Here is a 23,281-nt window from a genome sequence, read left to right as displayed (position 1 = left end):
TCACAGGGGGTGGTCGTCGAGGGCCAACCGGACCAGCTCATCCACGCTCATGGCGGCGATGTCCGAGTCGTCCTGCGGAGCCGGTGCATCGCCTGGAGCAACGGCGGTGCTGTCCGGAACCAGCAGCTCCCGCAGGTAGCCGGCCAGCGCACGCGGGGTCGGGTAGTCGAAGACCAGCGTCGTCGGCAGCCGGACCTCGGTGGCCTGGGAAAGGCGATTGCGCAGCTCGACCGCGGTGAGCGAGCTGAAGCCGAGCTCGCTGAAGCTGCGATCGAGCCCGACTTCACCGGCGCTGACACCGCCCAGGACCTCGGCGATCTCGGTCTGCACGAGGGTGCGCAACCTGAGGTCCCGATCCTCGGCCGAGCACGCCCGCAGGCGCTCGACGAATCCGGAGGCGTCGACCGCTGAGCTGCTCGCCGCCGCGCGGCGCAGCGGCGCACGCACCAGGCCCCGCAGCACCGCGGGTATCGGCTCCGCGCCGGCGGATCGCAGCGCGGAGGTGCTCATCCTCGCCGCGACCAGCACCGCCTCTCTGGTGGCCATGGCGCCGTCGAAGAGGGCGAGGCCCTGTTCGGTTTCGAGCGAACGCAGGCCGTACCGGCGCAAAAGCGCGGCCGTGCTGTCTTGATCGAGGTGCTGTGTCATCTCGGTGGCTCGCTCCCACAAGCCCCAGGCCACCGAGACGGCGGCTAGGCCCTGGGCCCGGCGGTGCACCGCCAGGGCGTCCAAGAAGGCGTTGGCGGCCGCGTAGTTGGCCTGGCCGCCGGTACCGAGAGTCGCTGCGGCCGAGGAGAACGACATGAACATCGCCAGGTCACCGGTGAGTTCGTGGAGGTTCCAGGCGGCTTGGACCTTCGGGACCATCACGTGTTCGAGCTGCCGGGGTGTGAGCGACCCAACGACGCCGTCGTCCAGGACGCCCGCCGCGTGCACCACGCCGGTCAGCGGGTGCTCGGCGGGGATGGTGTCGAGCAGCCGGGCCAATGCGTCCCGGTCGGCGGCATCGCAAGCGACGATCCGCACGCCGGCACCAAGCCCGGACAGGTCGGCTTCGAGTTCGGCCGCACCAGGGGCTTGCGGGCCGCGGCGGCTGGTCAGCACCAGGTGCCGGATGCCGTGCGCCCGGATCAGGTGCCGTGCCACCAAACCGCCCAGCGTGCCCGTGCCGCCGGTGATCAGGACGGTGCCCTGCGGGTTCAGGGCAGGCGAGTCGTCGCTACCGTCCACGCCCTGGTGCGTCAGCCGAGGCATCAGGGCGACGCCTTGGCGCACGGCCAGCTGGTACTCGTCCGCTTCCACAGCAGCCGCCAGCGCGTCGGGCAGGAGCTGGCGAGACGCCGGCGCGTCGTCGGTGTCGACGAGCAGGAACCGGCCGGGATGCTCGGTCTGCGCCGAGCGCACCAGACCCCAGACGGGGGCACACGCCAAGTCCGTGACGTCCTCATCCGCAGCCGCCGTTATCGCCCCGTTGGTGAGCACGACCATGCGGGAAGCCCCTAGGCGGTCCTCGTCCAGCCACTCGCGCAGGACCGCCAGCAAGTCCGCGGTGACGGCCATCGCCGAGTCGGCCGCGTCCGTCACGGCGGCCGGACCGGAGCACGGCACCACGACCACGCCTGGAGCGGGCCGCCCGCGATCGAGATCGGCGCGCAGCGATGCCAGGTCCGGGTGGTTGCGCACGGTTCGCCCGCAGCGAGCCGAGAAATCGCCGGTGCCCAGGCCCACCCAGTCCTCGGCTTCGGGGGCCTCGCGCAGCGGAAGCGCCCGCCAGTCCACGCGGAACGTCTGGCCAGGGGTGCCGCGGAGGTTGCGCAGCCGTTCGTTCGGAACGGGCCGTGTTACCAAGGACTGCGCGGACGCCACGGGTTGGCCGGTGTGGTCGGCGAGCTCGACCGAAACCTCTCCCGGGCCCTGACGCACCAGCCGCACCCGGAGCGCGGTGGCTCCGGTGGCGTGAAGTGACACGCCTCGCCAGGCGAACGGCAGCGAGGGCCCGTCGCCCGTGGAATCGAGGCCGGTGTCCAGCAGCATCGGGTGAAGTGCTGCGTCGAGGAGAGCGGGGTGGAGCCGGTAGCCGTCGGTGGTGGGGAGGTGGACTTCGGCGAAGAGCTCGTCGTCCCGTCGCCATGCTTCGCGGAGTCCTTGGAACGCGGGCCCGTAGTCGTATCCGTTGGTGGTGGCGTTCGCGTAGAAGTTCTCGGTCGGGACGGGTTGTGCGTCAGGGGGTGGCCAGGGGCTGAAGGTGGTGGCCGGTGTGGTGGTGGTCGTGGTGAGCAGGCCGATGGCGTGACGGCTCCACGTCGGGGCGTCTTCGGGCCTGGAATGGATCGACACCGCGTGGTGCCCGGTCTCGTCGGCCGGGGCTACCCGCACCTGGAGGTGGACACCGCCCCGTTCGGGGAGCACGAGCGGGGTTTCCAGGACGAGTTCGGCGAGTTCGTTGCAGTCGGCTTCTTCGCCGGCGCGCAATGCCATTTCGACGAAGCCGGTCCCGGGCAGGAGCACCGCTCCGGAGACGGCGTGGTCGGCGAGCCAGGGGTGGGTGGTCAAGGACAGGCGTCCGGTCAGCAGTATTTCGCCGGATTCCGCTGAGGTGACGGCCGCACCCAGCAGGGGGTGCTCCGTGCTCTCCAGCCCCAGAGCCTCCGGGGCACTCGACGTCGTGGGTGGTGTGTCCGGCCAGAAGCGCTCGCGCTGGAACGCGTATGTCGGCAGATCGACGTGCACGGGGCGCGCACCGAGCACAGCCGCCCAGTCCAGTTCCGCTCCCGCCACGTGCGCGCGCGCCACTGCCGTCGCGAACGCGTCCGGTCCACTGTGGTCGCGGTGGAAGGTGGGTAGTGCGGCTCCGCTCTGTGGGGCGTGGTCGAGGGTTTGTTCCAGGGCGGTGGTGAGGACGGGGTGCGGGCTGGCTTCGATGAAGATCCTGTGTCCGCGTTCGAGCAGCGTTTCGACCGCTGCGAAGAATTCGACGGGCTGTCGCAGGTTGTGGAACCAGTAGTCGGCGTCGAGTTCCTTGGTGTCGATGACGTCGCCGGTCACCGACGAGCAGAACACCGCCTCCGTCGATCGCGGCTGGACGTCCGAGATCAGTTCCTGGAGCCTGCCCCGCACCGCATCGACATGAGCCGAATGCGACGCGTAGTCAACGGGGATCCGCCGAGCCCACACGCCTTCGGCCTGCAACCGCTCCAGCAACTCCGCCACGGCCGACGCATCGCCGGAGACCACCGTGGAGGTCGGCGAGTTGATGGCGGCTGTGGAGAGTTCGCCGTGGCAATCGGCGAACCGCTCTTCCAGCCGGTCGCGGTCGAGCATGGTGGCGGCCATCGCGCCCTCACCGGTCAGGCTGGTCAGGAGCCGGCTGCGGAGGGCGATGATGCGTGCCGCATCGGGGAGCGTGAGCGCTCCGATGGCGCAGGCGGCGGCGATTTCGCCTTGGGAGTGCCCGATGACGGCGGCGGGGGTGAGGCCCGCATGCTGCCAGAGGGCGGCGATGCCGGTCATCATGACGAACAGTGCGGGTTGGACGACGTCGATGCGCTCAAGCGGGGGAGCATCGGCGTCGCCGCGGAGCACTGCGGTGAGGTCGTAGTCGAGGTAGGGGGCGAAGGCTCGTTCGCATTCGGTGACCCAGTCGGCGAAGACGGGCGAGGTTTCGAGCAGTTCCCGTCCCATGCCGACCCATTGCGAGCCCTGGCCGGGGAACACCAGCACCACACCGTCGCTGTCGACGGCCGTGTCGGTGACGACCTCCGGTACGCCTTCACCCGGGGGTCGTTCTCCGGCGGCGAGGGCCTGCAAACCGGCCACTGCTTCGGTGCGGGTTCGGGCGAGGGTGACGGCGCGGTGGGTGAAGGTGGTGCGGTGGTGTGCGAGGGCGGAGGCGAGGGCGGCGTCGGGTGTCGCGGGTGCGGTGGTGAGGTGGTCGGCGAGGCGCGCGGCTTGGGCGCGGAGCGCCTTCTCCGATCGCGCCGAGATCGGCCAGAGCACCACCTCGCCCGTCGCACGGGATGCCGGTTCCTCAGGCACAGCGGGCTGATCCTGTTCCGGTGGTGCTTGTTCGATGATGACGTGGGCGTTGGTGCCGCTCATGCCGAAGGAGGAGATGGCGGCGCGGCGGGGGTGGCCGGTGCGGGGCCAGGGTTGGGTTTCCGTGGCGAGCTGGAGGCCTCCGGTCGTCCAGTCGACGTGGGGCGTGGGCTGGTCGATGTGGAGGGTGGGGGGGATGGTGGCGTGTTGGAGGGCGAGGGTCGTCTTGATGAGTGCGGCGATGCCTGCGGCGGCTTGGGTGTGGCCGATGTTGGATTTGAGCGATCCGAGTAGCGCTGGGTGTTGTCGGTCCTGGCCGTAGGTGGCGAGGAGCGCTTGGGCTTCGATGGGGTCGCCGAGGGGGGTGCCGGTTCCGTGGGCTTCGATGAGGTCGATGTCGGCGGGGTCGAGTTGTGCGTTGGCGAGTGCCTGGCGGATGACTCGCTGCTGGGCGGGTCCGTTGGGTGCGGTGAGTCCGTTGGAGGCGCCGTCTTGGTTGACGGCTGATCCGCGGAGGACGGCGAGGATGCGGTGTCCGTGTCGTTGGGCGTCGGAGAGCCGCTCCAGCACCACCACCCCCACGCCCTCGGCGGGCCCGAACCCGTCGGCGCTCGCCGCGAAGGCGCGGCAACGGCCGTCTCGTGACAGCGCGCGTTGACGGCAGAACCCCAGGAAAACGCTCGGACCGGAGAGCACGGTCGCGCCGCCGGCCAGGGCCATCGAGCATTCGCCCTGGCGGAGGGCTTGCGCGGCGAGGTGCAGCGCCACCAGCGACGACGAACACGCCGTGTCCACCGTCATCGCGGGGCCCTCCAGCCCGAGTGCGTAGGCCACCCGGCCGGCCGCCACGCTGCCCTGCGTGCCGGTCGTGTAGTACATGTCGCCGTCTGGCACGGCTTTGGCGATGAGCGGGAAGTCGAAACTCGCGGCGCCGGTGTAGACGCCGGTGGGGGTGCTGTGGAGTGTGGTGGGGTCGATGCCGGTTCGTTCGAGTGCTTCCCAGGTGGTTTCGAGGAGGAGGCGTTGTTGGGGGTCCATGGCGAGTGCTTCGCGTGGGGTGATGTTGAAGAAGGTGGCGTCGAAGTGGAGGGCGGTGTTGAGGAAGCCGCCTTCGCGGACGTAGCTGGTTCCGGGGTGGTCGGGGTCGGGGTGGTAGAGGGTGTCGAGGTTCCAGCCGCGGTCGGTGGGGAAGGGGGTGTGTGCTTCGGTGCCGGTGGAGACGAGGTGCCAGAGGTCTTCGGGTGTGTTGATGCCGCCGGGGAATCGGCAGGCCATTCCCACGATCGCAATCGGCTCGTCCGAAGCCGGATTTACCGGGAAATTCGGCGCAGGTTCAGCGGCGGTTTCCGAATGGCCGGCCAGTCGGGTTTCCAAGAATTCGACCAGTTGCGTGGGCGTGGGGTGGTCGAAGACCATCGTGGCGGGCAATTCCAGCTCGCAGGCGGCGGCCAGTCGATCACGAAGGTCGACCGAGGTGAGCGAGTCCAGGCCGAGGTCGAGGAAGGTCGCATCGATCGCCACGTCCGCCACATCGGCGTAGCCCAGGATCTCGGCCACCTGACCACGGACGAGGCCGAGCAGGAAGCCGGTCCGTTCCCGGCCGGACATGCGGATCGGCCGCTGGGCGTGCGCTGAAGCAAGGTCCATGGAAATCGCGCCTCCACAACCGCGCGGTGCCCGCACGGCAAGACGGCCCGCTTTCGGCGACTCCTGGCGGAATCGTCGGAGGGGCGGCTGATCAACCGTCGAAGTGGTCCTAGGAATACTGCAGTTCGACCGGGCGGACAAGAAACCCGCATCCGGATTCTTGGTGCTGCTTTAGAGGCGCTTTAGAAACCGCCGTTTCCGTTGACAATGCGAGTCCCCGTGCATTGTGGTGGAAGTCGTCTCCCCGCCTCGTGGATGACAACACTCCACCTGTTCAGCAGAGGTATCGCGATGAGCATCAGCGGAAGATCCCCCGGTTCGTCCGAAAAACCATCCGGCAGGGCAGCGGTCGTGTGCGGACTCGGCGGTTGGGTGCCGCAGCGGGTCATCACGAACGAAGAACTCTCACAGCGGTTCGACGTCACCGACGAGTGGATCACCACTCGCACCGGGATCCGGGCTCGACGGGCGGTCGACCCGGGCCAGGCCACCTCCGACCTCGCGGTGGAAGCCGGGAGGCGTGCGCTGCACTCCGCCGGCGGGGAGGCGCCGGACACCGTCATCGTCGCCACGGCCACGCCGGATCGCCCCTGCCCGGGCACCGCTCCCCTGGTCGCGTCGCGGCTCGGCCTCCAGGAGGCCGCGGCCTTCGACGTCTCGGCCGTGTGCAGCGGGGTCGTCTACGGCTTGGCCGTGGCCTCCGGGCTGATCGCGGCCGGTGTCTCGCGGCGGGTTCTGCTGATCGGGGCCGACGTCTACTCGACGGTCGTCGACCAGAGCGATCGCACGAACGCCGTCATCCTGGGCGACGGCGCCGGTGCCCTCGTCCTCCGGGCCGGCGACCCCGACGAACTCGGCGCGGTGGGCCACTTCGAACTCGGCAGCGATGGCACCGGGGAAGAGCTGATCATCATCGCGGCAGGCGGGTCCCGCCAGCGCGCATCCGACCGGCCGCCGACCAGAGCCGAACAGCACTTCTCCATGCGGGGCAAGGAAGTCTTCCGGCACGCGGCCACGCGCATGGCGAACTCGTCGCGGGCCGCACTCTCCGCCGCGGGGTGGAAGCCGGACGATGTGGACCTCCTGGTGCCGCACCAGGCCAACCTGCGCATCCTGCGGACCGTGGCCGACGACCTCGGAATCGACCCGGACCGCTGCGCCCAGAACCTCGTCGAGGTGGGCAACACCGGTGCGGCCACCATCCCGCTGGCGCTGAACGACGCGGCGGCCAGCGGTGCGCTGCGGCCCGGGCACCGGGTGCTCCTCACCGCGTTCGGCGGCGGGCTGACCTGGGGGTCCTGCGTCCTGCGCTGGCCCGACATCGACCCACCACTGGCAGCAACCGTGAGGAGCGAACCGTGAGCAGCACCACGTACGAGCAGTTGGTCGCCATCCTTGGGCAGATCCACGACACACCGGTGGACGAACTCGCCCCGGACCTCAGCTACGCCGACCTCGGCATCGACTCGCTCACCTTCGTGGAGCTCTCGCTCCGGGTGAAGCGCGATCTCGGCGTCACGGTGGAAGACGACGAGCTGTCCGAGGACCTCACCCTCGCGGACACGGCGTCGCTGATCGATGCCAAGCACGTTCCGGGAGTGGACAAGGCCTCCTGACGAGCCGCAAGACCCCGGGTTTCGAGCAGATCAAGAGGAGCAGGGACAAGTGATCATCAAGCCGCAGCACGGCAAGGAACTGGGCGTCACGGTCGAGGACTTCGACCACACGACCGCGTCCGAGGCGGACATCGACGCGCTGAAGCAGGCGGTCTACCAGAGCAAGATCGCGGTCCTGAAGGGCCAGGACCTCACGCCGAAGGCGTTCCACGAGCTCGGGAAGCGGCTCGGGCGCCCGGAGGCGTACTACGAGCCGATGTACCACCACCCGGAGAACCCGGAAATCTTCGTGTCCTCCAACGTGCCTGAGGCGGGCAAGCAGATCGGCGTTCCCAAGACGGGGAAGTTCTGGCACGCCGACTACCAGTTCATGCCCGACCCGTTCGCCATCACCCTCATCTACCCGCAGGTGATCCCGGAGAAGAACCGGGGGACCTACTTCATCGACATGGGCGAGGCGTACCGCAAGCTGCCCGACTCGCTGAAGGCGGAGATCGAGGGCGCCCACTGCTGGCACAGCGTCCGCAAGTACTTCAAGATCCGCCCGCAGGACGTGTACCGGCCGATCACCGAGCTCCTCGAAGAGGTCGAGCAGAAGACCCCGGCGGTCCGGCAGCCGACGACCTTCACGCACCCGATGACGGGTGAGACGGTGCTGTACATCAGCGAAGGTTTCACCGTCGGCATCGAGGACTCCGAAGGCAACGAGCTCGACGGCGACCTGCTGAAGCGCCTTTTCGAGGCCACCGGTCAGTTCGACGAGGACCTGGCGCACGAGAACATCCACCTCCAGGAGTTCGAGAAGGGCGATCTGCTCGTCTGGGACAACCGCAGCCTGATCCACCGGGCACGCCACACCACGACTCCGGAGCCGACGGTCTCCCACCGGGTCACCGTGCACGACACCGGCACGTTGTACGAGCGCGGGAATTAGCCCCCATGGCAACGACCTCCCACGCCTCGGACGCGACGCTGCTGAGGCAGGTCCTGCGTCCGTACAAGCCGCACTGCAAGTACCTGAAGTCGGCCACCGTCACATCAGGGGAGGCGCTGCCTTCCGCTCGATGCGAGTTCGCCATCCCGGAGTCCTGCTACATCGACGACACCGGTCATCTCAACGCGGTCGAGGTCAACATCTGCTACAACCAGATGCTGTACTACACGATCGCCGCGTCCGTCCAATGGGGACTCCTGGAGGAGTTCCGGGGGTGGACGATGAGCGACTACTGGAAGCACCAGCTGCCGGACATCCTCATCGCCCGGTTCGCCAGCAAGTTCCGGAGTCCGATCGATCCCCGCCGATTCGAGGGCGAGATCGATTTCCTGTCGGTCCTGCGCCGGTCTCCTGGCGGTAGTCCGCCGATGTTGGTCGCCAACACGGCATACCGGTACTGGGATGCCGAGGGCGGGCGCTGCAACGGCGAAGTGACGATCACAGTGCTCAACCTGCCGGACTGACGCCGACGTCGCCGGAGGAGGAGCGCAGGGGGCGCGGTTCGTCTGCGAACCGTGCCCCCGCTACGACGTTCTGGTGCAGATCCACAGCTCGGAGGCGGAAGAACCGTGATGACAGAAAACCGCGAGCGTTCGCTATGACCCGAACACCGACCAGCAACCCGTGGGTCCGGAGGTTCAAGCCGCTCTCGGACAGCAGGGCGCGACTCGTCTGCTTCCCGCATGCCGGCGGCTCGGCGAGCTACTTCCTCCGGCTGGCCCGGCGGCTCGTTCCCGCGGTGGAGACCCTGTCCGTGCAGTACCCGGGACGTCAGGAGCGCCGCCGGGAACCGTTCTGCACCTCGATTTCCGAGCTCGCGGACGGCATCTTCGAGGCCCTGCTCCCGCAGCTCGTGGAGCCCTACGCGTTCTTCGGGCACAGCATGGGGTCCATCCTGGCGTTCGAGGTGGCCCGCAGATTCGAGCGGTCCGCCGGTTCGGCGCCGGTCCGCATCTTCGCCTCCGCGCGTCCCGCGCCGTCCACTCGCGGGCGCGGGGATGTGCACCTGCTCGACGATGCCACGCTGTTGGGGGAGATGAAGCGGCTCGGCGGCACCGATCCCCGCGTCTTGGAGGACGGCGACCTGCTGTCCGTGATCCTGCCGGTGGTTCGTGCGGACTACCAGGCGATCGGAACCTACGCCTGCCCCGCGGGCGCGTCCGTTCGATGCCCGGTAACGGCGATGATCGGCGACAGCGATCCGGTGGCCACCGCCGACGAGGCCTTGGTGTGGCGGGAGCACACGACGGGTGGGTTCGACCTCGCTGCGTACCCCGGCGGCCACTTCTACATCGACGAGAACATCGACCGGGTGGCCGGCGACATCACCGCCGTCCTGGCAGGTGCGGGCGAGGACGGGTCAGGAGCAGGGGACGCGTCTGCGTCCCCGGTGACCGGCGGGCACCGCCCCGTCGAAGCGGGTGCCGGCGGTGTCCGCCCCGCGTCGAGCGAATGCCGCCACCTGGGTTGACCCGCTCGCACCTCGACGGGCGAGCGGCCACGCCAACCAGAAATCCGGCTTCTTCACCTCGCCGCGGCGTGGACGGCCGCCCGCCCGTCCTCCGCCAGCAGAATCGCGCGCTGGAGGTCGCGCAGAGCTCGGCACGGCTCAAGCCCCACCTGCTCCTTGATCGTCTCTTGAGCCCGGCGGTAGACGGACAGCGCCTCGGCGCGGCGTCCGGACTTGGACATGGCGAGCATGAGGTGCTGGTAGAAGCCTTCGTGGAGGGGGTATTCGCTGAGCAGCGAGCTCAGCAGCCCGGTCGTTTCCTGGTACCGGCCCAGCGCCATGCTCGACCGCACCAGCGTTTCGGCGCACTCGGTGCGGACCTCGTCGAACCACCGCACGAACTCTCGGATGATGGGCCCGCCGGTCAACCCCCGCAACGCCGGACCACGGCACATTCCGAGGGCGGCCTCCAGCGACAGGACCGCGTTCTCGTGCTGCTGGGCCCTGGCATCGGCCCGCCCCCGGTGGACGAGGTGCCGGAAGCGGTGCAGATCCAGCTCTCCGGCTTCGGGGTGCAGCACGTACCCCGGCGACTGGGTTCTGATCGGATCGCGCACCGTCCCCAGGCGGCCCAGGAACTTGCGCAGCTCGGACACGTGGACGTGCAGGGTCGCGGTCGCTCGGCAAGGCGGATTGCCGTCCCAAATCTCGTCGATCAGCGCCTCGCGGGAGACGACCTCGTCCGCTCGGATGAGCAGGGTTGCCAGCAGAACGCCCATCCTCGGCCTGGTGACCGCGGAGATGTCGCTTCCGTCTAATACCTGTAAGGGGCCCAGGATTCCGTACCTCACAGCCTGCTCCTCACCTTCAGCTTTGCTCCGCACCCGGCTCCGCTACCGCGTTGCCTGGCACTGAGCGCCGATGACCTGGTGCGTACGGCGATAACCGTCGTTTCAGTTCCTCAGGCCGGGATCAATGAAATCTCAACATTTCATTGTCGTGCCTGCTGAAGCCACGTACAGCGACGGTGTCACCGAGGACGGTGACTCCGTGTAGTCGTGCGACACCGGCCGTGTAGCGGATATCACGATTCCGTCGGGCAGCGGTTCGGTGATGGACCGTTCGGTCTGGGCGGCCGGCAGGCGGTCGGGGACGACCGTCCGCCGCGCTGTCGCGGCGGACGCGGGCTGTGACGAATGGTCGCGACTGCGGAACGCTGCGTGATTGAATACAGGGCAATTCTGTTTAATTCGGATTTATTGCTTCGATTTGGTGGCTCGTTGTTCTTGGTTTGTTGCACCCCGTAGTTCGCCTCCGGTGGCGAGGGAAACTATCCTTTGCGTGGGGTGAAAAAATGAGCCGAGGTATTCGTCGGGAATTCGTCCGTTTTCGGGTTTGTGTTGCTGGTGTTGTTCTCGCGGCATTGGTCGGGATTGCCGGCTGCTCTCCGGGTGGCGGTGGGCAGGGTGCCGCGCCGCCTCCGAAGCCCGCGCCGGTCGTCGACATCACGGCCGCCGGGGGCGACCAGGTGAACCCGACCACGCCCATCGAGGTGCGGGTCGGCAACGGCAGGCTCACCGCCGTCACCGTCACCAATCCCGACGGCAAGCAGGTCGCCGGTCAGATGGCCGACGGTCAGACGGGCTGGCGCACCACCGAGGTGCTCGCCTACGACAAGGTCTACGACGTGGCCGCCACGGTCGTCGACGGCGACGGGAAGACGACCACGGAGCACAAGACGATCCACACGCTCGCTCCGCAGGCGCAGGCCTATCCGAGCGTGGTCCCGGCGCCGTCCACCCACGACTTCGGCGTCGGGCAGCCCATCGTCGTCCGGTTCGACCACGCCATCAAGGACCACGCCGCAGCGGAGAAGGGGCTGCAGATCAGCAGCGCTCCCGACCAGCCCGGCGGCTGGTACTGGATCTCCGACAAGGAAGTGCACTACCGGCCGCAGAACTACTGGAAGCCGGGCACCAAGGTCACGTTGAAGATCAACCTCTACGGCGTCGACCTGGGCGGCGGCGTTTACGGGGAGACCGACCGCAGCATCGACTTCTCCGTGCACGATTCCTGGATCGCGAAGGCCGACGGCAACACCGAGCAGATGCAGATCTTCCACAACGGTCAGCTCGTCAACACGATGCCCATCAGCATGGGCAAGGACATCACCCCGACCCACGTCGGCGCGCACGTCATTTCGGACAAGCACGAGAAGTACACGATGGACTCGTGCACCTACGGCGTGTGCCCGCCCGACCCGAACGCGTACCGGTCCGACGAGTTCTTCGCCGAACGCATCTCCAACGACGGCGAGTTCGTGCACGAGAACCCGGCCAGCGTCGCCCAGCAGGGCAGCTCCAACGTCTCGCACGGCTGCATCAACCTCGACCAGGCCAACGCGCAGTGGTTCTTCGAGCACTTCGGGCTCGGCGACGTCGTCGAGGTCACCAACTCCGGCGGCCCGGCGCTACCGGTGTGGGACACCTACGGCGACTGGGCGTTGTCCTGGGACAAGTGGCAGGCCGGCAGTGCCCTCCACTAGCGGCGGCGCCGGTAGCCTCCTCCGGGTGATTGGCGTGGTCGAGCGGATCTGGCGGTACCCGGTCAAGTCGACCGGCGGCGAACCGCTGCACCAGGTCGACGTCGATGCGCGCGGGCTTCGCGGGGACCGGCTCTTCGCGGTGCGCGACGCCGAGGGCAAGTTCGGTTCGGGGAAGAACACCCGCCGTTTCCGGCGGATGCCCGGCCTGCTGGAGCTGCGTTCCCGCTACCTGGACGACGCCGACGAGCCGGAGCTGCTGGATCCGCGCGGCGCGGTCGTCGCGGACCCGACGGCCTACCTCCGCGGCTACCTCGGCCGCGACGACGTCGAGGTGGCGCGCGAGGCGGCCGTGTCCCACTTCGACCAGCTCCCGCTGAGCGTCCTGACCACCGCCACCCTCGACTGGGTGCGCTCGGTAGTCCCGGAGGTGCCGGTCGACGAGCGGCGCTTTCGGCCGAACCTCCTGGTGCGCACGCCGCCGGGCACCCCGCCCTTCGCGGAGGACGAGTGGTTCGGGAGCAAGGCGCGGATCGGCGGCCTGTGCGTCGAGTTCGTGCGATCCAGCGAGCGGTGCGCGATGGTCAACGACGCCCAGCGGGACCTGCCGCGCTCGGCGCAGGTGCTGCGGGCCATCGCCAAGGCGCACGACACCCGCCTGGACGCGCTGGCGACGGTCGCGACCCCGGGGTCGGTGCAGGTCGGGGACGGCGTCGTGCTTCTCTAGCGCCTGCCGCGAAAGCAACGGCTGCCGTTTCCGCTGTTCAGGTGCCGTGCGTACTTCGTGTTGCTATAGCGGCACAAAGTGCACACGGGGTCACGAGTCCGCCGGAACCCAGTTGCCGTGGAAGCCGTTGGGGACCCGGTCCGGGAGCTGGACCTCCGCCACCGTTTCCAGAGTTTCCGCGTCCAGCAGGAGCAGGTCGCTGCGCTCCTCCGCCGCCGAGTAGCGCAGGCCCATCAGGACTCCGTCGTCCTCCGCCGCGTCCGGGGTCCTCGGCTCGAAGACGAACTCGCCGACCTGGTTGCCCTCGCCGAAGCTGCGGGTCTCCGTCTTCCCGGTCGTCATGTCGTGCTTGAACAGGGTGTCGTCGCCGACCGCGTAGCCGTAGCGGTGGCGCTTGCCGACCAGCCGCTCGTCCACCCGCGGGAACTCCTGCTGGCGGTCGTCGAGGCGCTCCTCCCGGACCCGTCCCGACTTGAAGTCCACCGTCCAGCGGTCCAGCGTCGGCGCTCCCTCGGACGGGCCGCTCAGGTCCGCGTCGAAGACCTTCGCGTGCCGCACGATCTCCAGCACGAGGCCGGTTTCGGTCTCGTAGGCGTTCAGCGGGTGGAAGACGTAGCACGGCTCGACGTCGAACCAGCGGACGTCGCGCGCACCGCCGGATCGCGGCATCACGCCGATCCGCGCCGGGTAGCGCGGGTTCCAGCGGTACGGGAACGACCGGTTCGCCGGGGTGAAGCTCGCCATCCGGGCGGTGATCGGGTCCGGCACCCGGACCCGGCCGATCAGCGCGGAGACCACCAGCTGGGCCGGGCGGCGCAGCCACGCCGGCACGGCGCCCTCGACGGCTTGGCGCGCGTCGAAGCTCACCGGCAGGTCGTAGAACACCACGTGGTTCTCGGTCAGCGAGAAGTCGTGCATCATCGGGCTGCCGGACACGGTCACGTCGACCGTGCGCCGGGCGCGCCCGTCCGCCCCGATCACCGAGTACTGCACCGTGTTGCCGCGGCCGAAGAAGTACGACACCGCGTGCAGCTCGCCGGTTTCCGGGTCGCGCTTGGGGTGCGCGGTGTAGCCGCCCGGCAGCGTGCCGTCGAAGTCGCACGGGCCGACGGTGTCCAGCTCGTCGGTCAGCTCGTAGTTCGTCGCCCCGCCCTCGACCAGGGCGAGCGTGCGCCCGGCGTGACCGATGATGTTGGTGTTCGCGCCGAGGACGTCGAGGCCGGCGCGGGGGTTGCGCGGGCGCGGTGGTTCGCCGAGGGCTCGGGTGGTGACGGGGGATCGGACCCAGCGGTTGCGGTACCACTCGGCCTTCCCGTCGCGGAGCCGGATGCCGTGCACCATCCCGTCGCCCATGAACCAGTTGTAGGTGTCCGGGTCGATCTCGGAGATCGGGTTGGGGCCGTTGCGCAGGTAGCGGCCGTCGAGGTGGTCGGGGATCTCGCCGATGACGGGCAGGTCGGTGCAGGTGTGCTCCTGCCGGACCGGTGCGTAGTTGCCCTGCGTGAACGGGTTGCTCATGGGGAACACCCTCCTGCGAGGTTTCGTAACGACGTTATGGGACGATAACGGCGTTACTAAACGAGGGCAACGGCTGATCGGGGCCGGATCGCGGTGTGATGCCGCTCGCCTCGATGTGAACTTGAGTCGTTCCAGAAGCTAACTTCAGCAGTCGTGTTCACGGATTGGCTCGAACTGGCGCTGCTCGTCGTCGTCGGCTTCCTGTCCGGCGCGATCAACGCCGTGGCCGGCGGCGGTTCCCTGCTGGTCTTCCCGGCGCTGCTGGCGACCGGGATGTCGCCGCTCGTGGCCAACGTGACCAACTCGGTGGCGCAGGGGCCCGGATTCGTCGGGGCCGCGATCAGCCAGCGCAAGGACCTCGCCGGCACGCCGCGGCGGATGTGGCTGACCACGGTGGCCGCGGCCGTCGGATCGGCGCTGGGCTGCGTGCTGCTGATGGTCCTGCCGGGCAAGGTGTTCGACGCCGTGGTGCCCGCGCTGGTGGGGCTGTCCGCCGTGCTGATGGCGTTCCAGAACACCATCCGCAAGTGGCTGGGCACGCCCGGCGAAGACGCCCCGGACCGCACCGTGCTGCTCACGGTGGGAATCTTCCTGGCCTCGATCTACGGCGGCTACTTCGGCGGCGCGCGCAGCGTCATCCTGATCGCGATCCTGGTGCTGGCCGCCACCGACTCCATGCGGCGGCTCAACGCGCTCAAGAGCTGGCTGGGGATGATCGGCAGCGCCGTGACGCTGGTCGTCTACGCGCTGATCGCGCCGGTGGACTGGATCGCGGTGCTGATGCTGGTGCCCACCACGGTGCTCGGCGGCTTCGTCGGCGGGAAGCTGGCCCAGAAGCTGCCGTCGAACCTGCTGCGCTACCTGGTGGTGGTGATCGCCGCCGGAGTGGCGATCTACATGGCCCTCGACTGACGGGACCCAATTTTAGGCAAAATTGGGACCTCCCGAGCCGCAGCGAGGCTCGCGTGGCCGCCGGGAAGCTTCCAATTTTAGGCAAAATTGGAGGAGGCTTGAGAGGGCACCGGCCGGGTCGGTGCCCAACGGATCAGACCCCGAGGTCCTTGCGGAGCCGGTCCACGTGGCCCGTCGCCTTCACGTTGTACAGCGCCTTGGCGATCTTGCCCTCCGGGTCCACCACGAAGGTCGACCGGATCACGCCCTGCACCGTCTTGCCGTAGTTCTGCTTCTCGCCGAACGCGCCCCACGCCGTCATCACGGACTTGTCCGCGTCCGACAGCAGCGGGAAGGTCAGGCCCTCCTCGTCGCGGAACTTCGCCAGCTTCGCCGGCTGGTCCGGGGAGACCCCGAGGACGTCGAAGCCCGCGTCGTTGAGCACCGCCAGGCTGTCCCGGAAGTCGCAGGCCTCCTTGGTGCAGCCGGGCGTGCTCGCTGCCGGGTAGAAGTAGACCACCACGGACCGGCCGCGGTAGTCGCCCAGCGACACGGTGTTGCCATCGGCGTCCTGCAGCGCGAATTCGGGTGCCTTGTCGCCGGTCGAGAGTCGATTCTGTTCGCTCATGCTCCCGACGCTATCCGATGCGCCCGACCGGCTCGTGGCCGGTGAAGCGACCGTCACTCGCGGGCGAGCTCGCCGGTCGCCGGGGTCAGCTGCGAGACCTGGGTGATCTGCGGCCCGGCGGGCGCCGTATCCGCTGTCGCGATGAATCCGCCGACGAGCAGTCCGGCGACCGCGGAGGCGGTCAGGGCCAGCGCGCAGGTGGTGTACAGGCGGATGGACACCGCGATTTCCTTCCGGTGGCAGGGGATTCCGACGATGAAACGTCGACGTGATGCTGATCGACTTCGCCGCCCGGTTCGTTACCGATATCCCCGTACGGGTTATCGACGGTTTCGAGTTGCAGGTCGTGGGCACCCCGCGTAGACGGGTGGGTGGCCCGCTCCACCGACCGCCGGAGGATCACATGCCCACCGTCGCCGACCAGTTCATCGAAGTGCTCGTGCAAGCCGGCGTCCGCCGGATCTACGGCATAGTCGGGGACAGCCTCAACCCGGTGGTCGACGCGGTCCGCCGCACCGACGGCATCGAGTGGGTGCACGTGCGTCACGAGGAGGCCGCGGCGTTCGCCGCCGGCGCCGAGGCGCAGCTGACCGGGCGGCTGGCGGTGTGCGCGGGCAGCTGCGGGCCGGGCAACCTGCACCTGATCAACGGCCTGTTCGACGCGCACCGCAGCGGGGCTCCGGTGCTGGCGCTCGCCTCGCACATCCCGTCCGAGCAGATCGGGACCGGGTTCTTCCAGGAAACCCATCCCGAGGAACTGTTCAACGAGTGCAGCCACTTCTGCGAGCTGCTCTCGCAGCCCGAGCAGATGCCGCGCCTGCTGCGCACCGCGATCCAGACCGCGGCCGGCCGGCGCGGCGTCTCGGTGCTGGTGCTGCCGGGCGATGTCGCGCAGAAGCCGGCCGCGCGGCCCACCGGCCAGGGCATCGTCGAGTGCGAGCCGCCGGTGGTGGTGCCGTCCGACGACCAGGTGTCCGCGCTCGCGGAGAAGCTGAACGCCGCCCAGCGGCCGATGTTGTTCTGCGGTTCGGGAACCCGCAGCGCGCACCGGGAGGTCATGGAGCTCGCCGGGCGGCTGAACGCGCCGGTCGGGCATGCGCTGCGGGGCAAGGAATGGATCCAGTACGACAACCCCTTCGACGTCGGGATGAGCGGGTTGCTCGGCTACGGCGCCTGCTACGACGCGATGCACCGCGCGGACCTGGTCGTGCTGCTGGGCACCGACTTCCCGTACGACAACTTCCTGCCGCAGGCCAACACCGTGCAGGTCGACATCGAACCCGCGCACCTGGGGCGGCGCACGGTCCTGGACCTGGCCGTGCACGGCGATGTCAGGGAGACCGTTCGCGCCGTGCTGCCGCGCGTTTCGCAGAAGGCGGACCGGGCCTTCCTGGACCGGATGCTGCGAGAGCACGCCGGCCAGCTGGAGCGCGTCGTCGACGCCTACACGCGGAACGTCGAGACGCAGGTGCCGATCCACCCGGAGTACGTCGCCGACGTCCTCGACGACCTCGCCGCCGACGACGCCGTGTTCACAGTGGACACCGGGATGTGCAATGTGTGGGCGGCCCGCTACATCACGCCGAACGGCCGGCGGCGGGTGCTCGGCTCCTTCGTGCACGGCTCGATGGCCAACGCGCTGCCGCAGGCCATCGGGGCGCAGATCGCCGAGCCGGGGCGCCAGGTGATCTCGATGTCCGGCGACGGCGGGCTTTCCATGCTGCTCGGCGACCTGCTGACGCTGCGCACCCACCGACTGCCGGTGAAGGTGGTGGTGTTCAACAACTCCTCGCTGGGCATGGTGAAGCTGGAGATGCTGGTCGACGGGCTGCCCGACTTCGGCACCGACCACGAACACGTCGACTTCGCCGCGCTGGCCGCGGCCGCCGGGATGCACTCGGTGCGGGTGGAGAAGCCCGGCGAGGTGCGCGACGCGCTGGCCGACGCGTTGGGCCGACCGGGTCCGGCGCTGGTGGACGTGGTGACCGATCCCAACGCGCTGTCGATCCCGCCGCGCATCACCGGCGACCAGGTGAAGGGGTTCGCGCTCGCAGTCAGCCGCACGGTTCTCTCCGGTGGCGTGGGCAAGATGGTGCAGCTCGCGCGCAGCAACCTGCGCAACGTGCCGCGGCCGTAGGCCACCGCTCCGCGACCGAGCGGCGCCCCTGCCTGCGAGTCGGGCGGGGGCGCTGATCGTTTTCGCGCCCCGCGGATTCGGTTGCCCGCAACGGCAAACGGAAGCCCGAGTAACCACATTCCGGGTGACGCCCATTTGGCGCAATCCCGGGAATATGCCCGTGACCCTACTGTCGTAAGGGTGATGGGGTGGTGACGCAAAGTGGGGTTGCGTGGAGTATGGGGATCATGACAGTCAGTCCCACGGTGCGGCGTCGTCGTCTCGCCGCCGAGTTGCGGTGGCTGCGGGCGCAGGCCGAGGTCACCCAGCAGCAGGCTGCTACCCACCTCGGCTGCACGCAGGCGAAGATCGGGCGCTTCGAAACCGCCAAGCGATCGCCTTCGGTCGGTGATGTCTCGGCATTGCTGGATTTCTACGGGGTGGACGGGGCCGAGCGGGACCAGTTGATCAACCTGGCGCGCGATGCCAGGAAACGCGGATGGTGGCATTCGTACAGCGATGTCCTGCCGGAGTGGTATGAGACCTATGTGGGGCTCGAAGCCGAAGCGTCGTCAATTCACACCTACGAGTCCGAGGCCATTCCGGGACTGCTCCAAACGCGTGAGTACGCCTATGCGTTGACCAAGGCGACTCTCATTCGAGCGGATGATTCGGAAATTACGAGAAGGGTGGATCTCCGCATACAGCGCCAGCAGCGGGTCGTCGGGGCAAATCCGCTGGACCTGTGGGCGGTTGTCGGGGAAGCGGCGTTGCGCCGCCGCGTCGGTGGCAACGACGTGTTGCGCCACCAGCTGGAACACGTGCTCAAGCTGGTGGAAATGCCGCACGTGACGCTGCAGGTCATGCCGTTGGACGCGGGTGCGCATCCGGCCCAGGCCGGTCCGTTCGTCATCCTGCGCTACTCGAATAACGTTGACCCGGACGTGGTTTATCTGGAAACACATGTGGGCGGGCTCTACCTTGAAAGGGAGATCGAGATATCGAATTACGTGATGATGATGGACCATTTACGCGCGCATGCGGTAGACCCTGAGGGTTCCGTAAAACTCCTCCAACAACGTATAGGAGAGCTGTAGATGTCAAGCATCACCGACTGGCGCACCAGCACCCGAACCCAGGGGCAGGGCCAGTGCGTCGAAGTCGGCTTCGGTTCCGACCACGTCGGAGTTCGCGACACCAAGAACCGCGCCGCCGGTCAGATCACCGTCGAGGTGCAGCGCTGGCACGAGTTCGTGCGCGGCCTGAAGCACGGTTGCTTCGACTCCTGACCAGCAGTGGCTCCGCTCCCGGGGAAGAGCGGAGCCACCACCACCGAACAGGTTCCCGGCAGGTCAGCCCCGTTGCAGGAACGGCGCGAGCAGCCCCGGGACCGCCTCTTCCGCCAGCCGCAGCCCCGTCTCGGTGCTCACGTCCCGCACCTCGTAGACGCTGTTCCCGGCCGCCGTCGTCGCACCGATGGTCAACAGGTCCGAGCGCCGCTGGAACACGGTCCTCCTGATGCGCCAGCCGATGATCCCCTCGCGCTGCAGCGCGACCGTGCGGCGAATCCCGGTGCCGGAGCGGGAGATCAGGTAGCGATCGGTGATCGCGTGACCGAGGTTGCGGTAGGCGTCCAGCGCGAAACCGATCGCCACCGCGACCGCGACCACCCCCACGGCCGCGGTCGCGGCCACCGACAACCACCCGATCACCGCCGCCGTCACGGCCGCCGCGATGAACGGGACGGCCGAGACGAGCGCCCAGGTGATGCGTCGCCGCAGCGCGGCGCGCGGGTGCCGGTGCAGTTCGCCGCCGAACGGCGATTCCCGCTCCCGCAGGACCTCGGCCGCCACCCGGTGCGTCTCCGCGCGGGGAGCCGGCGGCAGCAGCGTCTTGTTGTCCGGCTGGTGCTCTTCCGTCTTCTGGTTCAGCCCGGTGGCCACGGCGTGCAGCCGCGCACCGCGGGCCCAGCGCAGTAGCAGCGGCTCCGCCAGCTCGACGCCGCGCAGGCGTCGTTCCTCCAGCGAAACCGACCGCGTGGTGAGCAACCCGCGCTTCACCCGCAGCGTGTCGCCCCGTTCCCGGGTCAGCCGGAAGCCCCACCACATCTCCACGGACAGCGCGATGGCGCCGAGCACGCCGACGACCAGGGCGATGGCGGCCCCGACCGCGATGACCAGCCACAGCGACGTCGCCAGCACGGCCTGCCCGAGGCTTTCGAAGACGCCGAATGCCTCCAGCAGTTCCTTGAACGACCCGATGCCCGAGGCGATCGCGCCCCAGACGATCAGCATGAACGACAGGGTCAGCGCGGAGAAGCGGAACCACGTGGGGTTGAGGCGGGCGAGCGTGGCCTCGCCGACCTCGGTACTCGCCGCGGTGCTGACGGCTCCGGCGCTCGCCGCGATGCTCGGCATGGTGACCGGCTCGCGGTACGCCGCGGTGTCCGAAGTGGATGAACCGCCGAACAGCAGCTCCTGGCGCAGGGATTCGGCGTGGTGGCGCGCGATCGCGTCGAGCTTGAGCTCGCTGGAGTCGCCGGCCTGGCCGCCGGTGCCGACCTTCACCGTGGTGATGCGGAACAGCCGGTGGCCCGGATCGGCCGTCAGGTCGACGCTGCGGATCCGCTCGCGCGGGATCCAGCGGTGGTTGCGGGTCAGGACGCCGTGGCGCAGCTCGAAGCGCTCGTCGGTGATCCGGTACCAGGTGAGCCACCACTCCGCGGCGCTGAACCCGGCGATCAGCACCGCGACGCCGACCCAGATCAACGCGGTGACCAGCAGGGTCGTGGGTTCGGCGTCCGACAGGAACATGACCCCCGCGGTCGGCACCAGCGGCGCCATCACCAGGACCGCGGCCGCCGCGACGGTCTTCGGGTCCAGGCGGCGCCACTGCCCGTCGATGACGCTGCTCATGTGGCATCTCCCGGGGTGGCCTGCGTGGTGGCCGTCAGTTGCTCGACGAGCGATGCCGCGACGTCCTTGTCGAGGCCGGCGATCGTCAGAGGGCCGGCGGCGGACGCCGTGGTGACCGTGACGCTGGACAGCTTGAACAGCTGCTGCAGCGGGCCTCGCACGGTGTCCACCGTCTGGATCCGGGACATCGGCGCGATGCGCCATTCCTGGCTCAGCCAGCCCTCGGCCGTGTAGACGGCGTCCTCGGTGGTTTCCCAGCGGTGCACGCGGTACCGCCATTGCGGCATCACCAGCACGTAGGGCACGCCGAGGACGGCGACCACTGCGAGCGAGAGCAGCAGCCAGAACCGCGCGGGCGGGATGAACACCGCCGTGACCGCCAGCGCGATCAGCAGCGGGGCGACGAGAACCAGGGCCTGCGTCGTCCACCAGCCGATGGCGCGGCGTTCGACCCGGTTGCGCGGTGGCCGGAGCCGGAGCCCGGCGGAGTTCGTGTTCGTTCGGGCGTCCACTGTCGGCCCCTCTCCGTTTCGCCTTGCTGGGGCCATTCTCGCAGCGTGCATCCCCGCGGCCGGACGGTTCCCGGTTTCCCGGCGCGCCGGGGCCGGGCCGGGAAACCGGTTCGGTGTCGGCCCGTTCACAGCGATTTGACCTCCGGCCAGATCTCCGTCCACGGGGCGAGTTTCCCGGTGCAGAGCCAGATCGGGACTTCGCCGCCGCTCACCTGGCGGACCTCGGAGAACTGCGTCCGCAGCGAGGTCGGGTCGCCGACGACGAGCACGGAGTCGATCTGCTCGGTCGGCGGCGGGAAGTAGCCGTAGCCGCGGTGCGGGCTGTAGACCTGCGGCAAATCGTGTTGCGCGCCACCGACTTCGACCATCGCGGCGGTGACGTAGCTGTCGGCGAGGATCGCGGTGTGCTGCTGCTGTTCCGGCGGTAGCGCGGCATACGCGGCCGCCGAGTCGCGGGCGAGCGAATCCACGGTCGACATCCCGAACATCGAGGTCATGGTCGTGGACGCGTACATCATGTAGCCCGCCGCGACGGCCGACAGCGCGAAGGCCGGCCAAGCCGTCCAGCCGAACCGGGTCCGCCGGGATTCCCGGCGCCGCTGGAACCCCACGACACCGGCGGCGATCGACACGCCGTAAAGCCCGATCAGGTAGTACGGCCGCCCGGCGGTTGCGATGAAGAACCCGTACAGCAGCACGGTCGTGACGGCGAAGAACCGGTACGACCGAAGCTCGGGAGAGCGCATGAGTCGCCACAGTCCGAACAGGAACAGCGTGGTACCGGCGACACCGGCGAAGAGCACGAGGTTCATGGCGGTGCCGCCGCGGCCACCGGAGAGCATCGGCGACTCGGCCGCGACGATCGAGCCCATCTGAAGCTGCGGCCAGCCGTTGAACGCCTGCCAGAGCACCGTCGGCAGGGCTATCAGCGCCGCGATGCCGACGCCGCCCCAGAACATCGGGCGGCGCAGGATGTCCCGCGGGCCGACCAGGAGCACGCTGACCAGCAACGCCACGCACAGGATCGCGACCTGGAACTTCATCTGCATGTTGATGCCGAGCAGCACGCCGAACAGCAGCAGCAGTCGATCGTCCGGACGACCCAGGTCGCGCAGCCGGACCCAGCGCACCAAGCACCACGTGAGCGCGAGCCACAACAGCGGTTCGAAGGTGTAGGGCGTGACCCAGTGCCCGACCAGCGCGGTCCACAGGCCGGTGGCACCGGCCGCGCCGGCCAACGCCTGGGCCCGCCGGTCGCCGCCGAATTCGCGAGCGAGCAGTGCGGTCAGCACGACGATCGCGGCGGTCGCGAGTACCGCGGGCAGCCGCAGCACCGGCATCATCCCCGGGGCGATCCAGTCCATCGCCGCCGCGATCAGCGGCGCCAGCGGCGGTTGGTCGACGTAGCCCCAGTCCGGGTGGTACTTCCCGGCCGCGAGCATGTAGGCCTCGTCGATCCAGAACCCGCCGAACGGGCTGAAGGCCAGGTGGGCGGCCGCGACGAGGCCCGCGATGGTGAACACCGGACCCTTCGCCAGCGGTGGCAGCTCGGTGCGGGTCGGCGGTGGTTGTTGCGGGCTGAGCAGCTGGGCGCTCATTTCTTTCCCCCAGGTCTCGACTGGACTGTGCATCCATTGAAACGGGGTTGATCAACTCGCCGACACCGCGCTTCGTAGCGTCTCGGTGGACC

General features: G+C 69.0%; 18 protein-coding genes and 1 pseudogene. 11 read left to right on the top strand and 8 right to left on the bottom strand.

Annotation, left to right across the window (positions count from 1 at the left end; all coding sequences use genetic code 11):
* Positions 1–5,640, bottom strand: a pseudogene (locus tag BLW84_RS05310) (type I polyketide synthase); the annotation flags it as partial.
* 333 nt (positions 5,641–5,973) lie between these two features.
* Between BLW84_RS05310 and BLW84_RS05305 the strand changes: the two are divergent.
* From BLW84_RS05305 to BLW84_RS05285, 5 genes are all read left to right on the top strand, one after another.
* Positions 5,974–7,044 (top strand): beta-ketoacyl-ACP synthase III, encoded by a 1,071-nt coding sequence (locus BLW84_RS05305; RefSeq protein WP_093261907.1) that lies wholly within the window; start codon positions 5,974–5,976, stop codon positions 7,042–7,044.
* Complete coding sequence (locus tag BLW84_RS05300) at positions 7,041–7,298, top strand: acyl carrier protein (RefSeq protein WP_093261905.1); 258 nt, start codon at positions 7,041–7,043, stop codon at positions 7,296–7,298. Before BLW84_RS05305 ends, BLW84_RS05300 begins: the two co-directional genes overlap by 4 nt.
* Positions 7,299–7,347: 49 nt before the next feature.
* A complete protein-coding gene (scoE, locus tag BLW84_RS05295) occupies positions 7,348–8,232 on the top strand; it encodes a (3R)-3-[(carboxymethyl)amino]fatty acid oxygenase/decarboxylase (RefSeq protein WP_245760949.1) in 885 nt (294 codons plus the stop codon).
* 5 nt (positions 8,233–8,237) lie between these two features.
* Positions 8,238–8,756 (top strand): (2E)-enoyl-ACP glycyltransferase, encoded by a 519-nt coding sequence (scoD, locus tag BLW84_RS05290; RefSeq protein WP_093261903.1) that lies wholly within the window; start codon positions 8,238–8,240, stop codon positions 8,754–8,756.
* A 134-nt stretch (positions 8,757–8,890) separates the two neighbouring features.
* On the top strand, positions 8,891–9,763 hold the full coding sequence (locus BLW84_RS05285; protein WP_093261901.1) for a thioesterase II family protein: 873 nt from the start codon (positions 8,891–8,893) through the stop codon (positions 9,761–9,763).
* A 53-nt stretch (positions 9,764–9,816) separates the two neighbouring features.
* Here the strand turns inward: BLW84_RS05285 and BLW84_RS05280 are convergent, their stop codons facing one another.
* Positions 9,817–10,593, bottom strand: coding sequence for an AfsR/SARP family transcriptional regulator (locus BLW84_RS05280; RefSeq protein WP_245760948.1), 777 nt, complete (start codon positions 10,591–10,593; stop codon positions 9,817–9,819).
* Between the two features lie 572 nt (positions 10,594–11,165).
* Between BLW84_RS05280 and BLW84_RS05275 the strand changes: the two genes are divergently transcribed.
* Entirely contained in the window at positions 11,166–12,287 is a 1,122-nt protein-coding gene (locus BLW84_RS05275) for a L,D-transpeptidase (protein ID WP_093261897.1), read from the top strand.
* 25 nt (positions 12,288–12,312) lie between these two features.
* Positions 12,313–13,011 carry an MOSC domain-containing protein gene (locus tag BLW84_RS05270; protein ID WP_245760947.1) on the top strand — a complete coding sequence of 233 codons (699 nt, stop codon included), beginning with the start codon at positions 12,313–12,315 and terminating at the stop codon, positions 13,009–13,011.
* 90 nt (positions 13,012–13,101) lie between these two features.
* Here BLW84_RS05270 and BLW84_RS05265 read toward each other — a convergent pair whose 3' ends face one another.
* A complete protein-coding gene (locus BLW84_RS05265) occupies positions 13,102–14,529 on the bottom strand; it encodes a carotenoid oxygenase family protein (RefSeq protein WP_093261893.1) in 1,428 nt (475 codons plus the stop codon).
* Positions 14,530–14,682: 153 nt separating this feature from the next.
* On the opposite strand from BLW84_RS05265, the gene BLW84_RS05260 reads away from it, so the two are divergent.
* Positions 14,683–15,441, top strand: a complete 759-nt coding sequence (locus tag BLW84_RS05260) for a sulfite exporter TauE/SafE family protein (protein ID WP_093261891.1) — start codon at positions 14,683–14,685, stop codon at positions 15,439–15,441.
* Positions 15,442–15,574: 133 nt separating this feature from the next.
* Here BLW84_RS05260 and bcp read toward each other — a convergent pair whose 3' ends face one another.
* Together bcp and BLW84_RS47245 are read right to left on the bottom strand one after the other, a co-directional pair.
* Entirely contained in the window at positions 15,575–16,048 is a 474-nt protein-coding gene (bcp, locus tag BLW84_RS05255; RefSeq protein ID WP_093261889.1) for a thioredoxin-dependent thiol peroxidase, read from the bottom strand.
* 53 nt (positions 16,049–16,101) lie between these two features.
* A complete protein-coding gene (locus tag BLW84_RS47245; protein ID WP_177226289.1) occupies positions 16,102–16,269 on the bottom strand; it encodes a hypothetical protein in 168 nt (55 codons plus the stop codon).
* A gap of 182 nt (positions 16,270–16,451) precedes the next feature.
* Between BLW84_RS47245 and BLW84_RS05250 the strand changes: the two genes are divergently transcribed.
* The 3 genes from BLW84_RS05250 (at position 16,452) to BLW84_RS05240 (ending at position 19,453) form a co-directional block, all read left to right on the top strand.
* Entirely contained in the window at positions 16,452–18,185 is a 1,734-nt protein-coding gene (locus tag BLW84_RS05250) for a pyruvate dehydrogenase (RefSeq protein WP_093262384.1), read from the top strand.
* 227 nt (positions 18,186–18,412) lie between these two features.
* Positions 18,413–19,261, top strand: coding sequence for a helix-turn-helix domain-containing protein (locus BLW84_RS05245; protein ID WP_245760946.1), 849 nt, complete (start codon positions 18,413–18,415; stop codon positions 19,259–19,261).
* A complete protein-coding gene (locus BLW84_RS05240) occupies positions 19,262–19,453 on the top strand; it encodes a DUF397 domain-containing protein (RefSeq protein ID WP_093261885.1) in 192 nt (63 codons plus the stop codon).
* A 63-nt stretch (positions 19,454–19,516) separates the two neighbouring features.
* On the opposite strand, the gene BLW84_RS05235 is transcribed toward BLW84_RS05240, so the two are convergent.
* From BLW84_RS05235 to BLW84_RS05225, 3 genes are all read right to left on the bottom strand, one after another.
* The gene (locus tag BLW84_RS05235) at positions 19,517–21,079 is read right to left on the bottom strand and encodes a PH domain-containing protein (RefSeq protein ID WP_093261883.1); all 1,563 of its coding nucleotides are present in this window, start codon (positions 21,077–21,079) and stop codon (positions 19,517–19,519) included.
* Positions 21,076–21,627, bottom strand: a complete 552-nt coding sequence (locus BLW84_RS05230) for a PH domain-containing protein (protein WP_093261881.1) — start codon at positions 21,625–21,627, stop codon at positions 21,076–21,078. Before BLW84_RS05230 ends, BLW84_RS05235 begins: the two co-directional genes overlap by 4 nt.
* Before the next feature lie 89 nt (positions 21,628–21,716).
* Positions 21,717–23,189: a glycosyltransferase family 39 protein gene (locus BLW84_RS05225; RefSeq protein WP_093261879.1), complete on the bottom strand. Its 1,473-nt coding sequence runs from the start codon at positions 23,187–23,189 to the stop codon at positions 21,717–21,719.
* Between the last annotated feature and the right edge of the window lie 92 nt (positions 23,190–23,281).

The sequence above is a fragment of the Saccharopolyspora shandongensis genome, assembly GCF_900106995.1.
In the GTDB taxonomy this organism is placed as follows: domain Bacteria; phylum Actinomycetota; class Actinomycetes; order Mycobacteriales; family Pseudonocardiaceae; genus Saccharopolyspora; species Saccharopolyspora shandongensis.
Note: the sequence above shows the minus strand (reverse complement) of the source record. Positions and strands in the feature narration are given on the sequence as shown.

Excerpts from the sequence above, each read along its gene's own strand:
- BLW84_RS05235 (WP_093261883.1), bottom strand. The coding sequence starts at position 21,079 with ATGAGCAGCGTCATCGACGGGCAGTGGCGCCGCCTGGACCCGAAGACC.
- BLW84_RS05225 (WP_093261879.1), bottom strand. The coding sequence starts at position 23,189 with ATGAGCGCCCAGCTGCTCAGCCCGCAACAACCACCGCCGACCCGCACC.
- bcp (WP_093261889.1), bottom strand. The coding sequence starts at position 16,048 with ATGAGCGAACAGAATCGACTCTCGACCGGCGACAAGGCACCCGAATTC.
- BLW84_RS05230 (WP_093261881.1), bottom strand. The coding sequence starts at position 21,627 with ATGGCCCCAGCAAGGCGAAACGGAGAGGGGCCGACAGTGGACGCCCGA.
- BLW84_RS05285 (WP_093261901.1), top strand. The coding sequence starts at position 8,891 with ATGACCCGAACACCGACCAGCAACCCGTGGGTCCGGAGGTTCAAGCCG.
- scoD (WP_093261903.1), top strand. The coding sequence starts at position 8,238 with ATGGCAACGACCTCCCACGCCTCGGACGCGACGCTGCTGAGGCAGGTC.
- BLW84_RS05240 (WP_093261885.1), top strand. The coding sequence starts at position 19,262 with ATGTCAAGCATCACCGACTGGCGCACCAGCACCCGAACCCAGGGGCAG.
- BLW84_RS05245 (WP_245760946.1), top strand. The coding sequence starts at position 18,413 with ATGACAGTCAGTCCCACGGTGCGGCGTCGTCGTCTCGCCGCCGAGTTG.
- BLW84_RS05250 (WP_093262384.1), top strand. The coding sequence starts at position 16,452 with ATGCCCACCGTCGCCGACCAGTTCATCGAAGTGCTCGTGCAAGCCGGC.
- BLW84_RS05265 (WP_093261893.1), bottom strand. The coding sequence starts at position 14,529 with ATGAGCAACCCGTTCACGCAGGGCAACTACGCACCGGTCCGGCAGGAG.
- BLW84_RS05305 (WP_093261907.1), top strand. The coding sequence starts at position 5,974 with ATGAGCATCAGCGGAAGATCCCCCGGTTCGTCCGAAAAACCATCCGGC.